13 protein-coding genes and 1 pseudogene are annotated in these 12,760 nt (G+C 70.3%); 9 read left to right on the forward strand and 5 right to left on the reverse strand.

The features are described from left to right. The first annotated feature begins 295 nt into the window (after positions 1-295). Positions 296-1,582: a metal-dependent hydrolase family protein gene (locus MVA01S_RS24650; protein WP_003931415.1), complete on the forward strand. Its 1,287-nt coding sequence runs from the start codon at positions 296-298 to the stop codon at positions 1,580-1,582. 4 nt (positions 1,583-1,586) lie between these two features. Beyond that, positions 1,587-2,357 carry an SDR family NAD(P)-dependent oxidoreductase gene (locus tag MVA01S_RS24655; protein WP_003931416.1) on the forward strand — a complete coding sequence of 257 codons (771 nt, stop codon included), beginning with the start codon at positions 1,587-1,589 and terminating at the stop codon, positions 2,355-2,357. Here MVA01S_RS24655 and MVA01S_RS24660 read toward each other — a convergent pair. Continuing rightward, positions 2,323-3,816 carry a GGDEF domain-containing protein gene (locus MVA01S_RS24660; protein WP_081529081.1) on the reverse strand — a complete coding sequence of 498 codons (1,494 nt, stop codon included), beginning with the start codon at positions 3,814-3,816 and terminating at the stop codon, positions 2,323-2,325. The genes MVA01S_RS24655 and MVA01S_RS24660 overlap by 35 nt on opposite strands. Before the next feature lie 94 nt (positions 3,817-3,910). On the opposite strand from MVA01S_RS24660, the gene MVA01S_RS24665 reads away from it, so the two are divergent. The 6 genes from MVA01S_RS24665 (at position 3,911) to MVA01S_RS24690 (ending at position 8,818) form a co-directional block, all read left to right on the forward strand. Continuing rightward, positions 3,911-4,945, forward strand: coding sequence for a CobW family GTP-binding protein (locus tag MVA01S_RS24665; protein WP_040541725.1), 1,035 nt, complete (start codon positions 3,911-3,913; stop codon positions 4,943-4,945). 18 nt (positions 4,946-4,963) lie between these two features. Further along, positions 4,964-5,350, forward strand: coding sequence for a DUF2237 family protein (locus MVA01S_RS24670; protein WP_003931419.1), 387 nt, complete (start codon positions 4,964-4,966; stop codon positions 5,348-5,350). A 46-nt stretch (positions 5,351-5,396) separates the two neighbouring features. Further along, entirely contained in the window at positions 5,397-5,933 is a 537-nt protein-coding gene (locus tag MVA01S_RS24675; protein WP_003931420.1) for a DUF4333 domain-containing protein, read from the forward strand. 30 nt (positions 5,934-5,963) lie between these two features. Further along, positions 5,964-6,611 (forward strand): MOSC domain-containing protein, encoded by a 648-nt coding sequence (locus MVA01S_RS24680; protein WP_003931421.1) that lies wholly within the window; start codon positions 5,964-5,966, stop codon positions 6,609-6,611. Between the two features lie 72 nt (positions 6,612-6,683). Beyond that, positions 6,684-7,913, forward strand: a complete 1,230-nt coding sequence (locus MVA01S_RS24685; protein ID WP_003931422.1) for a mechanosensitive ion channel family protein — start codon at positions 6,684-6,686, stop codon at positions 7,911-7,913. Next, the gene (locus MVA01S_RS24690; RefSeq protein ID WP_060941727.1) at positions 7,910-8,818 is read left to right on the forward strand and encodes a phosphotransferase; all 909 of its coding nucleotides are present in this window, start codon (positions 7,910-7,912) and stop codon (positions 8,816-8,818) included. The genes MVA01S_RS24685 and MVA01S_RS24690 overlap by 4 nt, the downstream gene beginning before the upstream one ends. Positions 8,819-8,836: 18 nt before the next feature. Here MVA01S_RS24690 and MVA01S_RS24695 read toward each other — a convergent pair whose 3' ends face one another. Together MVA01S_RS24695 and MVA01S_RS24700 are read right to left on the reverse strand one after the other, a co-directional pair. Further along, positions 8,837-9,223 (reverse strand): hypothetical protein, encoded by a 387-nt coding sequence (locus MVA01S_RS24695; RefSeq protein ID WP_003931425.1) that lies wholly within the window; start codon positions 9,221-9,223, stop codon positions 8,837-8,839. A gap of 219 nt (positions 9,224-9,442) precedes the next feature. Beyond that, positions 9,443-10,159, reverse strand: a complete 717-nt coding sequence (locus MVA01S_RS24700) for an NUDIX hydrolase (RefSeq protein ID WP_060941728.1) — start codon at positions 10,157-10,159, stop codon at positions 9,443-9,445. Between the two features lie 62 nt (positions 10,160-10,221). Between MVA01S_RS24700 and MVA01S_RS24705 the strand changes: the two genes are divergently transcribed. Continuing rightward, positions 10,222-10,932 carry a hemerythrin domain-containing protein gene (locus MVA01S_RS24705; protein WP_003931427.1) on the forward strand — a complete coding sequence of 237 codons (711 nt, stop codon included), beginning with the start codon at positions 10,222-10,224 and terminating at the stop codon, positions 10,930-10,932. On the opposite strand, the gene MVA01S_RS24710 is transcribed toward MVA01S_RS24705, so the two are convergent. Together MVA01S_RS24710 and MVA01S_RS24715 are read right to left on the reverse strand one after the other, a co-directional pair. After that, complete coding sequence (locus MVA01S_RS24710) at positions 10,933-12,180, reverse strand: KasA/KasB family beta-ketoacyl-ACP synthase (RefSeq protein WP_110765633.1); 1,248 nt, start codon at positions 12,178-12,180, stop codon at positions 10,933-10,935. It abuts the gene before it with no gap. Between the two features lie 172 nt (positions 12,181-12,352). Beyond that, a pseudogene (locus tag MVA01S_RS24715) lies at positions 12,353-12,760 on the reverse strand (ferritin-like domain-containing protein); the annotation flags it as partial.

Consider the following 12,760-nt stretch of genomic DNA (forward strand, 5'->3'; position numbering starts at 1 on the left):
TGAGGCCGGTCCCGGCGGCGCTTCCGGCGTCATCCCCGGCGGTCCCGCAGGTGCGGCCGGACCGGGTGGCGCCACCGGCGCGATCCCCGGCGGTCCGGCCGGCACCGCAGGACCTGACGGCGCCGCCGGCTGTATCCCGGGCATCGGGTGCGCCACCATTCCCGCGCCGTGATCTGACGCCGCGTGATCTGACTGACTGAGTAACACCGTCTCTCCGGAAGGGTCGGGCCCCCAGGGGCCCGGCCCTTCCGTGCTCTTCAGCTAACGTGTGGCGGGACACGAGGAGGTAGCCACAGTGGCTGAGGCCGGTTCCGCGGGACGACGTCTGCTGATCAAGAACGTGCGAATCTTCGACGGTCTCTCCGACCGGGTGGTCGACGGCCACGTGCTGGTCGAGGGACGCACCATCGCCGCGGTGGAGACATCGCCGGTGGCCGAGACCGACGGGACCACCGTGCTCGACGGTGGCGGGCGCACCTTGATGCCCGGCATGAGCGACGCGCACATCCACCTCGTAGGGATGGCCAACACGCTGCTCGACCTCGCGATGGGATCGCAGACCCATCTGGCCGCCGCCACGCTCGCCGCGGCGAAGGACACGCTGCTGCGCGGCTTCACCACGGTGCGCGACATGGCAGGTGACACCGCGGGCATCAAGAAGGTCATCGATGCCCGTCCTGAGCTGGGCCCGCGGATCTACCCGAGCCAGGCCGCGATCTCCCAGACCGGCGGTCACGGAGATTTCGGTTTCGTCTACGAGACGCCAACCGCTCTGGGCGGCAATGAATCCCGCGCCGAGGAGATCGGCTTCATGCGGGTTGCCGACGGCGCCGACCGGGTATTGGCCGCGGTCCGCGAACAGCTGAAGCTGGGGGCCTCCCAGATCAAGCTGATGGTCGGCGGCGGCGCCGCGTCGCTGTACGACCCGCTCTACACGGTGCAGTTCACCGAGCCGGAACTACGGGCCGCGGTGCAGGCCGCCGAGGACTACGGCACCTACGTGGCCACCCACGTGTACAACGTGACGGGGATCCGGCGTGCGGTGGAGGCGGGCGTGAAGTCCATCGAGCACGGGCACCTCGCCGACGAACCCACCATCGCGATGCTCGCCGAGCGCGGGGTGTGGCTCTCGACGCAGCCCTTCGCCGAACACGACCACAGCTTCCTCAATCCCGACAGCGCCGAGAAGAACCGCGAGATCTGTGCGGGCACCGACCAGCTGTACACCTGGGCCACCAGGCACGGGGTGAAAGTCGCGTGGGGAACGGATTTGCTGTTCGAACCCGACCGCGACGACCTGCAGAGCGCGATGGCCGTCCGCCTCGGTGACTACATGAGCACGGTGGACGCATTGCGGCTGCTGACCTCCGGCAACGCCGAGCTGTTCCGGCTGGCCGGCGAGCGCGACCCGTACAAGGCCGCCCGCCTCGGCGAGATCACCCCGGGAGCGTGGGCCGACATGTTGCTCGTCGACGGAGATCCGACCACGGACCTGGCCCTGCTGGGCGACCCGAAGGCCAATCTCGCGGTGATCGTCAAGGACGGAATCGTCGTCAAGAACCAACTGCCTGCCCTACCGTGACGGGGTGACCGCCCGGGTTCCCGCGACATTGCTCGACGGCCGCACGGTGATCGTGACCGGCGCGGCCCGCGGCGTCGGCAAGGGCATCGCCTCGGCGCTGGTCGAGCGCGGCGCGTCGGTGCTGGCCGTCGATCGGGACGCCGAACTGGTGAACCAGACGGCCGAACAGCTGGGGCCCGCGGTGCGTCCACTGGTGGCCGATCTGCGCGAACGGGACTTCGCACCGCGCATCGTGGCGGCCGCGGTCGATGCGTTCGGCGCCGTGCACGGTCTGGTGAACAACGCGGTCGCCTCCAACGAGCCGAAGCCTTTCCAGGACATCACCCGGGAGGACTACGACCTGGTCTTCGACACGGGGCCGCGGGCCACCTTCGAGTTGATGCAGGCGGTGTATCCGGTCCTTGTCGGCAACGGCGGAGGCAGCATCGTCAACCTCGGCTCAGGATCGGGCACCATGGGCAAACCGAAGTTCGGCGCCTACGCCGGCGCCAAGGAGGCGATCCGCGGAATCTCCAAAGCCGCAGCGATGGAATGGGCCCGCGACGGAGTCCGCGTCAACGTGGTGTGCCCGTTCGCCGAGTCGGACGGTATCCGGCTGTGGCGGGAGATGGCACCCGAGGCGTACGAGCGCAGTCTGCGGAGCGTGCCGATGGGGCGGCTCGGCGACGTCGGCACCGACATCGGGCCCGTGGTGTGTTTCCTGCTCAGCGACGAAGCGTCGTACGTCACCGCGCAGACGATCATGGTCGACGGTGGGACGACCGGCTTCCGTTGAGCCGGGACACGCAGTAGCCGCCGAGAACCTCGACCATCGGCCCGATCCGGGTCAGCTCGTGGTGCCCGTCGCGCGAGAAGAACTCGAGCAGATAGTTCCGCGGGCCGGCACGCACGCCGACACCCAGCACCGCGGAGTAGCCGAGCCGGGCCAGCAGAGCCACCTCGGCCGGGTCGGAGTCCGCCAGGTCGACGGCCGCAACGAACGTCGTGCCCTCGGTCACCGCGCGGGCCGAGGTCGGATACCGGGCCAGCTCGTACGTGGACGGTCCGAGGTCGGTCAGCACCCACAGCCCCGATTCGTCCCGGCGCACGCTGTCGACGCCGCGCACCGTCCGCAACGCCGCACTGCCCGGGGTGTGCTCGGAGACCGCCCACGCCGCGACGCCGGTCACCAGCTGCACCTGCATCGCGAGCAGTTCCAGCGCCGCCGTGACGGTCAGATCGCTGTGCTGGGAGAACATTTCGAGCACCATGCCGGGCAGCAGGTCGGCCGAGGGTCGGTCCTCGGTGACCCGGCGGTTCACCGGGGCCGGCACCGCCGGGGCCGGCTCAGCGGTGCTGTAGTGCGCGGGGCCTTGTCGTTTGGCTTCCATCAACGCGGCGTCGGCGGCGGCCAGAAGCGCGTCGCCGTCACCGATCTCGGGGCCGGCTACCGCGGCACCCCAGGACACGGTGACCGCGGTGGTCACCTCGGCGCGGATGGCCGCCGTGGCGTCCATGGCGAAGACCTGCGCCGAGGCCAGCGTGGCGTCGGGCAACAGCACGCAGAACTCGTCGCCGCCCAACCGGGCGGCCACCGCACCGTCGATCGCCGACGTCAGCCGGTGCAGTTCACGGGCCACCCCGCAGAGCAGTCGGTCCCCCGCCGGGTGGCCCTCCCGGTCGTTGATTCGCTTGAAGCCGTCCAGGTCGCAGATCAGCGCTCCGGGATAGGCTGTGCACCAGTCGATTTCACTCAGATGTCGGTCGATCGCGCGGCGGTTGGCGATACCGGTCAGCGGATCCTCGAACGCGTACCGCCACACCGTGCTCAGTTGTTCGGAGCGACTGATCGCGACCGCGGTGTGCGTGGCGATCGCCTGCAGCAGTTGGGCGTCGCGGTGATCGAAGTCCCGGCCGTCGGCTCGTGTCGCCGAGATCTCGCCCCATGCGGTGTCGCCGACCATCACCGGGACGGTCAGCCCGGGGCCCGGGGTCGCCGGCTCGCCGACGTCGACCAGCACCTGGATCGCGTCCCGGTCCGGTTCTGCCCTACCGATCAACAGCGACGCCGCGCCCAGCGCCGCCATGGCCTGTTCGGCGATGACTTCGAGCACCTCGTCCAGGCGGTCGGCCCGGGACACGGCCTCCGAGATTCTCAGCAGGGACGTCAGCTCACGCAGATCCGCGGGCGCGTCGGCGATGCTCGCGTCGCAACCGACGCCGCCACCTGTCCCAGCCTGCACTGATCCCCCCATGCACCGACGAAAGCGCTGCGCGGGTAATGCTACTCACATCCGGCCGACGTCGCGGGTGGTCAGCGCACGCCGGTGCCGGGTAGCCTGCCGAGCTGTGCAGCCGATACCCGTGATCGCGTTGACCGGCTATCTCGGCGCGGGCAAGACGACGCTTCTCAATCACGTACTACGCAGCCCCGACGCTCGAATCGGCGTGGTCATCAACGACTTTGGCGAACTCAACGTGGACGCGGGCCTGGTGACCGGTCAGATCGACGAACCCGCGTCGATCGCGGGCGGGTGCATCTGCTGCCTGCCCGACGAGGGCGGACTGGACGTGGCGCTGGCCCGGCTCGCCGACCCCCGGCTGAAGCTGGACGCGATCATCGTCGAGGCCAGCGGGCTGGCCGACCCGGTGGCGGTCTCTCGCATCATCCGGTTCAGCGGCGTGGACGGGATTCGCCCGGGCGGCGTCGTCGACGTCCTCGACGCGGCGACCCACTTCGACACCGTGGATCGCGACGCCACGCCGCCTGCGCGCTACGCCGCGGCCACCCTGGTCGTGGTCAACAAGCTCGACCAGATTCCCGAGGGGGACCGCGCCGAAGCCCTCGAACGCATCGAAGGCCGGGTCCGCGAACTCAATCCGCACGCCTACGTGGTCGGCGTCACGGCCGGTCGCGTCGATCCCGCACTGCTCTACGACGTGGCCGGCGACGCCGACCATGTCGGGCAACTCACCTTCCGCGAGCTGTGGTCCGATGCCGGGACCGCCCCGCAGGACCATGACCATGACCATGACACCACCCACGCGGATGCGGTGACCGTGACCACGCAGGGCTGCGTGGATCCCGGCGCGGTCATCGGCCTGCTGGAGGAGCCGCCCGCCGGGGTGTACCGGATGAAGGGCACGATCGCGGTGCGCTACCGGACCTCCACCCGCACCTACAGCGTGAACGTGGTGGGGCCGACGGTCCACGTCGCGGTCGCGCCGTCGACCGCGGTGGCCAACAGCCTGGTCGCGATCGGGATGGGCCTGGACACCGCGGCGGTGCGGGACCGGATGAGCGCGGCGCTGACGCCGGTACCGGGCGCCGCCCAGGCGCAGGGTGTACGGCGACTCCAGCGTTACCGCAGGCTGAGCATCTGACTCGGCGATACTGAGCCGATGGTCGATCGAAACGTTCTGGGCGCACCGCTGGAGCCCTGTGGGACCGAACCGATGACGGGCTTCTACCGGGACGGCTGCTGCAGCACCGGCGACGAAGATCTCGGCAGGCACACCATCTGCGCGGTGGTGACCGCTGAGTTCCTCAGCCATCAGCGCTCGATCGGCAACGACCTGTCCACGCCGATGCCCGCCTACCGGTTTCCCGGCCTGGTGCCCGGCGAACGCTGGTGCGTGACCGCGCTGAACTGGCTACGGGCCCATCAGGACGGGTTCGCCTGCCCGGTGGTGCTGGCCTGCACCCACGAGCGCACCCTCGATGTGGTGCCGTTGGAGGTGCTGCACCGCTACGCCGTGGACGTGCCCGACGATCCGGCGGGCTTGTGACGTTTCCGCTGCGGAGCGGGGCTTCCGGTCCATATGATCATGATTTATGTCGCCGCCCCGGGCCGTCCGGACCGCCCGCGCCACCCTGATCGCCGGCGGCGCGGCGGCGCTCGCCTCCGCGTGCCAGTTCTCGATCGGCGGCGGGCTGGATTACGACAAGCTGGAGAAGGCCATCGCCGAGGAGCTCAACAGCAGCTACTCCTCGATCGGCAGGCAGGTCTCCGGCGTGGAGTGTCCGGAGCAGTCGCCGGAACCCGGCAAGGGTGCGACCTTCGACTGCACCGCCGAGGTCGACGGACAGCGCGTCCGGGTCGAATCCACCGTCACCGACGACGACTACAACGTGGACTTCAGCACCAGGGACACGCTCTACGACTTGCCCAGCACCGCAACGGCGTTGACGGACGATCTGTCGAATCAGCTCGGCTTCCCCGTCACGGTGGACTGCGGCGTAGGGCTCACGGCCGTCGAGATCGGCAACACCTTCGACTGCACGGCCACCGACGGCGGCGGTCAGGAACGGGTGCTCCGGATCACCGCGGAACCCGTCGGCGAGAACGACAGCTGGGAACTGCTGGAATAGCCCGCTGGGAGCGGCTGGTTAGCTGTCGGTATGGCATCGGTTCTGACGGTGAACACCGCGACCTCCCCGGTCGACCTCGGCTCCCGCAAGTCCGGGATCGACAAGCGGCCCAGTGCCGAACCGCTGGCCGTCCGCGCGCCCGGCCCGCGCAAGGGCGGCCTGGGCAGCGGTGTGGTCGGTGACTCGGTGTGCGACAGCAAGTATCACGGCGGCGACGATCAGGCCGTCTACGCCTATGCCCGCGAGGACCTCGACCACTGGGCGGCGCAGCTGGACCGCGAGCTCACCAACGGCATGTTCGGGGAGAACATCACCACCTCCGGGGTCGACCTGTCGGCCTGCCTGATCGGGGAACGCTGGACCGTCGGGGACGACGGACTGCTGCTGGAGGTCACCAGCCCGCGCACGCCGTGCCGGACGTTCGCCACCTGGCTCGACGTCCGGGGATGGATGAAGACGTTCACCGCCGCCGGCCTGCCCGGCGCCTATTTCCGGGTGATCGAGCCGGGGACCATCCGGGCGGGCGACCGCGTCGAGGTGGTGCACCGCCCCGACCACACCGTGACGGTCGGCACCGTGTTCCGGGCGATGATGGGTGAACGCGCGCTGCTGCCCGAGCTGGCCGTCGCCGACGCGCTGCCCGACAAGATCAAGGCCAAGGTCGCAAAAGCGCTGTGAGCTGAATCCCATTCGGCGGTATCGTGCGCCGCGACGGTTTCTCTTTTGCTTGCTCGGGAACGCATCACGGTGATGGATGACGCGATCGAACTGACCTCTGCCACACATCTCGCCGCCACCGCCGCCTGGATCGGCGGTGCCGTGGCCATGGCCTATGGGCTCGGCCTGGCGGTGTCCTGGCTGCTGCAGCGACTGGGCCGGCGCAGCGCGGTACTGGCCGACGTCGCTCAGCTGACCCGGATGCCGCTGCGGGCGACCCTGGTGGTCATCGCGGCCTCGGCGGCGGTCACCCGCACCACCGACGAACAGGCCGGCTGGCGCGGGTGGCTGGACCACACGCTGGTCATCGCGCTCATCGCGATGCTGACCTGGGTGGTGGTGAGCCTGATCCGGGTCGCCGAACGCCAGGTGATCGCCCGGTTCGCCGGCGGCGACGAAGGTCTGACCGACGCCGACCGGCACCGCCGCAAGATCAAGACCCAGGTGACCGTCCTGCGGCGGTTGGTGGTCGCGATGGTGGTCGTGCTCGGCATGGCCGCGGCGCTGATGACGTTCCCGGCCTTCAGTGACATCGGCAAGACCCTGTTCGCGTCGGCCGGTGTGCTGACGGTGGTCGCCGGCCTGGCCGCGCAAACCTCGCTCGGCTCGGTGTTCGCCGGCATCCAGATCGCGTTCTCCGACGCCATCCGCGTCGGCGACGTGGTGGTGCTGGAGGACGAGTGGGGCCGCATCGAGGAGATCACGCTGACCTATGTCGTCGTGCACCTGTGGGACGAGCGACGGCTGGTGTTGCCGTGCACGTATTTCACCAACACCCCGTTCCAGAACTGGACCCGCAACGCCACCGAACTGCTCGGCACCGTCGAGCTCGACGTCGACTTCACGGTCCCGTTCGACGCGATGCGCGCCGAGCTGGACCGGATGCTGCACGCCAACGAGAAGTGGGACGGCCGGGTCGGCGTCCTGCAGGTCACCGACGCCGTCGACGGTCTGGTCCGGGTGCGCATCCTGCTCAGCGCACCGAACGCAGGCGCGGTGTTCGACCTGCGCTGTGACATCCGGGAGGGGATGGTGTCCTGGTTGCAACGCACCAATCCGGGCGCGTTGCCCCGCAAGCGGATCGAGCACCAACGCGACGCCGGCCGGTTTGACGACTCGGCGCTCCGCCGGGATGCCTCCCAGGCCGATTCGGGCCTGTTCAGTGGCAGCGCCCGGGCCGAGCGCCGGGGCCGCGCGTTCGACCACGCCGACGACGACACCGACCGCGACAGCGTGCTGGCCGGTATGCGGTATCACCGGTGACCAGCGACCGCACCGAGCGCGCGGTGGCCGCCGCGGTGCTCGCGGCCCGCGATCTCGGGCTCGACGTCGAGCGCGGCGAGGTGCTGCACGACGTGTTCTCCGTCGTCGTCCATCTTGTGCCCGAGCCGGTCGTCGCCCGCGTTCCGGTGGTGCTGACGGCCGGCACCGAGCCGGCTCGACAGGCCGCGCGCCAGCAGCGCGAACTCGACGTCGTGGACTGGCTGGACCGCCGGGGTGTCCCGGTGGTCCCGCCGTCACCACGGGTGCCCCGCGCCCCGGTCCGCCGCGACGGGTTCTCCATGACGTTCTGGGAGCTGGCCGACGTCGCACCCGACCACGAGGCCTACCGCGGCGTGGCCATGTCCTACAGCGCCGAGCTGCACCGCGCGCTGGCCGATTATCCCGCGGAGCTGCCGTTCCTGGCGCCGTTCAACGACGGACTGCCCGACATGCTCGCCGCACTCGGCACCGCCGACGGGGTGACCACCGCCGACGTCGATCGCGCCCACACCGAGTTCGAGACGCTGCGCGCGGTGTTGTCGGACCGGGCCGCGTTCGAGTCGGCGTTCCCGGGTGTACCGGTGCAGGCGGTGCAGGGAGACGGCCCGTCGCACAATGTGATCCGTACCCGGTCGGGAATCAAGTTCGCCGACTTCGAGGACATCACGTGCGGGCCGGTGGAATGGGATGTCGCGCTGCTGGACTCACAAGCAGTCGATGAATATGACGCTGCGGCAAAGACTCTCGGGATGCGGGTGACCGATCCCGAGATCCGCCGGGTGATGGACTACGCACGCCGGCTCCAGTTCGTCGGTTGCATGACGCTGGTCCCGCAACTGCCCGTGCTCGCCACCGGACTGGCCGACACACTGGATCAATGGCGCAGCACGCCGCCGTTGCGCTGATCCGAAGTACGAAAGTCCTTACGCGGGAAGGTCATAGTCCATCGGCGGGCCGTCCGGGCCGAGGGCGCCCTGGTCGGTGACCGCGGTGGCCACCGCGACCCCGTCGTGCACGACACCCAGCACCAGGACATGGCTCTTCGTTCCCGGCGCCCCGATCTGGGCGGTGTCGGCGGTGATCCGGAACGTGGTGGTCCGACCGTCGGGTGTGCTGGTGGTCAGCGAGTCCGGCGTCGCGGCGATGATCTGGCCCGCCTGCTGGATCTGCTGCGGGGCCGCCGCAGCGGGGGCCGCGGCCACCGGCGGGGATTGCTGCGCCACCGGCGGGGATTGCTGCGCCGCCGGCGCAACCTCCGGCGAAGCGATCGACGAGGTCCACAGCCACCCCGCCGCGGCCCCGGCACCCATCAGAGAAACCGTGGTCAGACGGTATCTGAGCTGGTCATGTCGGCGGGTACGCCGGTGCCGTCCGCTATGCCGGGTGGCGGTCATATCTTTGGTATCCGTCCCGCAGTAGTTCGCTGTCGAGGGCCGACTACCCGCCGACAGCACTGCCCGAAACGGATATGCGAGAGCCGTCACCGTTTTGCATTCGACCGTGGCCGTCACGACTGCTGCCGCCAGGCCCTACCGCCAGGCGAAGACCGGCTGCTCCAGCTCGTCGACGGGGTCGGGCCGGCCCTCCAGGCACAGCCACCGCAGCTGCAGCAGCACCGCGCCGGTCGGCGCGTGGATCAGGTCGTTGCCGAGCGGGATCTGCACCACGGGTCTGGGACTCTCCGGGATGGTGATGAACCGCGGCGAGTCCTCACGCAGCAGCTGATGCAGGCCGACGCGGTAGACCGCGACCACTTCGTCGGGCGCGGGCCGGGGATCGAGTCGGCCGCCACCCCAGATCACGACCGGGGTGATGACGTAGCCCGACCGGGTCGGGTAGTCGTCGAGCAGACCCAGCACCGCGGACCCGGGCAGCCGCACCCCGACCTCCTCGTCGAGTTCGCGCAGCGCGGCATCCACCACCGTCTCCCCCGGGTCCAGCCGCCCACCCGGCAGCGCCCACTGCGCCGAGTGCGACGAGAGCCGGGATGCCCTGCGGCACAGGAAGAACGCCGCGCCCCCGGACACGTCGACCATGCGGCCGTCGAGATCCTCAGGCATCGGGCGGCCGGCGATCCAGTCCTCGACGGGCGCCGGGTCCACCCGGTCCTCGCCGACCTCGGAGTCGACGAGTACCACCGCGACCGCGGCGTGGCGCTTGGCCGGGTCGGTCACCGTACGGCGGGTGTGGCCCGCCAGTCGCTGCCGGACCTGGTCACGCAGGCGGGCATCGTAGGAGATCGTCACCGCTCGAGAGTAGACAGCCGGAAACGGTGATTTAACCGCGCGGCCTGGGGTATCGCGCAGACATGGAATCACTCGCAACGCAGACCGAGGAGCAACTCGGCGGCGCCCGCAGTGTGCTGGTCCGCCAGAAACGCGACCATGTGGAACTCGACCGGTTGATCGAGGCGGTCGAGGCCGCCGACGGCGCCCGTCGCCAGGAACTGCTGACCAGGCTGTGCCGCCTGGTCTTCCCTCATGCCTTCGCCGAGGAGTCCGTGCTGTGGCCGGCCATCCGCCGGGTGCTTGCGGACGGAGATCAGCTCACGCTGGAGATCGAACGCGAACACCAGGAGATCAACGAGCTGTTCACCGAAGTGGAGCGCGCCGGACCCGACGAGCAGCGTCACCGCGTGCTGTTCGAGCGCATCGCCGAGCTGCTGCGCCAGGATGTCCGCGACGAGGAGGACGTGCTGCTGCCCCGGTTGCAGGCCGCACTGCCACGCACGCAGCTGGTCGCGCTGGGCGCGGCCTGGGAGGTGGTGCGTCGTACCGCACCGACGCGGCCGCATCCGGTCGTCGCGCGCCGACCGCCTGGCAATGTCGTCGCCGCGCTGCCGCTGACCGCGATCGACCGTAGCCGCGACCGGCTGGACCAGCTGTCACGGCACACCGACGGAACGCTCGGCTCTGTGGCACAACAGTTCTCGGCAGGCCTGGCCCGACTGGCCGGCGCGCTGGAGCACATTCCGCCGCTGACCCGCGGCGAACGGCCCGAGACGCACAGCCGGCGTTGATCAGGCGCTGCCGAAGATCAGCGCCACGTTGTGCCCACCGAACCCGAAGGTGCCGCTCATCGCGCAGCCCAGCGGGCCGCGCCGTGGTTCGCCGGCGACGATGTCCAGATCGATCTCCGGGTCGACGATCTCCAGGTTCAGCGTCGGCGGCACCACCGAGTCGCGCAACGCCTGCACCGTGAGTATCGCTTCGAGCGCGCCCGCGGCGCCCATCGAATGCCCGAGTGCCGCCTTCGGGGCCCACACCGCGGGGTTGTGGCTACCGAAGGCCTTCCGCAGCGCGCGCGCCTCGGACAGGTCGCCGCCGCGGGTGCCCGCCGCATGGGCGTTCACGTGGTCCACCTCGTCGGGCTGCACTCCGGCGGTGCGCATCGCCCGGGTGATCGCGGCGGCCGCCAGCTCACCGTCGGGGTCGGCTTCGATCATGTGATGGGCATCGGCGGTGACCCCGACACCCATCATCCGGGCCAGCACCGGGGCGTTCCTGGCCCGCGCGTGCTCCTCGGATTCCAGCAGCAGCAGCGCCCCGGCCTCGCCGAAGACCATGCCGTCGCGCGACTTGTCGAACGGTTTGCACGCCGCGGCGGGATGCTCGTTGTCGTGGGCGAGGAGGCCCTGGTTGTGGAATGCGGCGATCGGGACCGCCTCGATCCTCGACTCCACCCCGCCGCAGATCGCGGCGTCGGCCTCCCCGAGCGTGATCAGCCGCCACGCCTCGGCCACCGCGGCGGCACCGGACGCGTCGGCGGCCATCGGGGCGATCACCCCGGCCTTGGCCTGACGGTCCAGGCCGACGGCCGCGGCGGGCGCGTTCGGCATGTGCATCTGCACGGCCAGCGGCGAGACCGCACGCATTCCGCGGGAACGGAAGTCGTCGTAGGCCGTGACCAGATCCCGGGTACTTCCGAACGCGTGGCTGATCGACACCAGCAGCCGGGTGGTGTCGATCTCCGGCGAGTCCGCCGCAGCCCACAGGCGCCGGTTGAGCACCAGCGCCATCTTCTGCATGTACGACAGCCTGCGGATCTCGACGCGGTTCAGCTCGGCGTCGAAGTCCTCGGCCACCGCCCCGCCGATCCCCACAGGCAGATCGAATTCAGCCACGAACGGGGCGTCCAGGGCGCGGATACCGCTCCGGCCGGCGAGCAGTTCGGCCCAGGTCTCTTCGGCGTCGGTGGCCAGCGCGGTGGTGGCGGCCACCGCGGTCACGACCACGCCGGGACGACCGTCACCAGGTCCAGCGCTCACTCGCGTCACCCCCGACCTTGTTCGGTGCGCACTGCCGGACCTCGGGATGCCCGGTCCGAAACGGATCCGCACCACCTGTGAGGTAATTCATACCTCGGTCGTAGCCCTCCCCGCAGCGGAGCGCAACCGGGCCGGCACGGAAATCCCGTGCCGGCCCGTGTGACGTGCGACGTCAGTTGATACCGACGACCTCCTGCGCGATGGCGGCCACGCGGGTCTGCGCTGCCGAAACCACGCGCTGGCGGTTCTTGTGCGCCTCCTCGTAGGCCACGATCGTGCGGATGTCGGCCGGGTCCGTGAGGTCCTTGACCGCGTTCGCCGCCTCGGTGACGTTCAGCTCGTCGTAGTCGGCGATCGGCAGTTCCTCGGGATCCAGGACGCCGGTGGCGCCGCGGGCCGCGTGGATCACGTCGGCCACATCTTCGGCGCCCTGCTCGCGGGTGATCCGCTCGGCGGCCTGCAGCGCGGAGTCGCGGGCCCCGGCCAGGGCCTTGGCCGCGACGTCACCGGTGTACGAGCCGCGCTCGACCAGGTCGGCGACCGCCGGCCGGACCGACCGGATGGCGTCGGCGACCCGCTC

Origin of the sequence: Mycolicibacterium vaccae NBRC 14118 = CIP 105934 (assembly GCF_001552715.1) — a bacterium.
GTDB classification, from domain to species: Bacteria; Actinomycetota; Actinomycetes; order Mycobacteriales; family Mycobacteriaceae; genus Mycobacterium; species Mycobacterium vaccae.

Excerpts from the sequence above, each read along its gene's own strand:
- MVA01S_RS24660 (WP_081529081.1), bottom strand. The coding sequence starts at position 3,816 with ATGGGGGGATCAGTGCAGGCTGGGACAGGTGGCGGCGTCGGTTGCGAC.
- MVA01S_RS24670 (WP_003931419.1), top strand. The coding sequence starts at position 4,964 with ATGGTCGATCGAAACGTTCTGGGCGCACCGCTGGAGCCCTGTGGGACC.
- MVA01S_RS24675 (WP_003931420.1), top strand. The coding sequence starts at position 5,397 with ATGTCGCCGCCCCGGGCCGTCCGGACCGCCCGCGCCACCCTGATCGCC.
- MVA01S_RS24680 (WP_003931421.1), top strand. The coding sequence starts at position 5,964 with ATGGCATCGGTTCTGACGGTGAACACCGCGACCTCCCCGGTCGACCTC.
- MVA01S_RS24685 (WP_003931422.1), top strand. The coding sequence starts at position 6,684 with ATGGATGACGCGATCGAACTGACCTCTGCCACACATCTCGCCGCCACC.
- MVA01S_RS24695 (WP_003931425.1), bottom strand. The coding sequence starts at position 9,223 with ATGGGTGCCGGGGCCGCGGCGGGGTGGCTGTGGACCTCGTCGATCGCT.
- MVA01S_RS24705 (WP_003931427.1), top strand. The coding sequence starts at position 10,222 with ATGGAATCACTCGCAACGCAGACCGAGGAGCAACTCGGCGGCGCCCGC.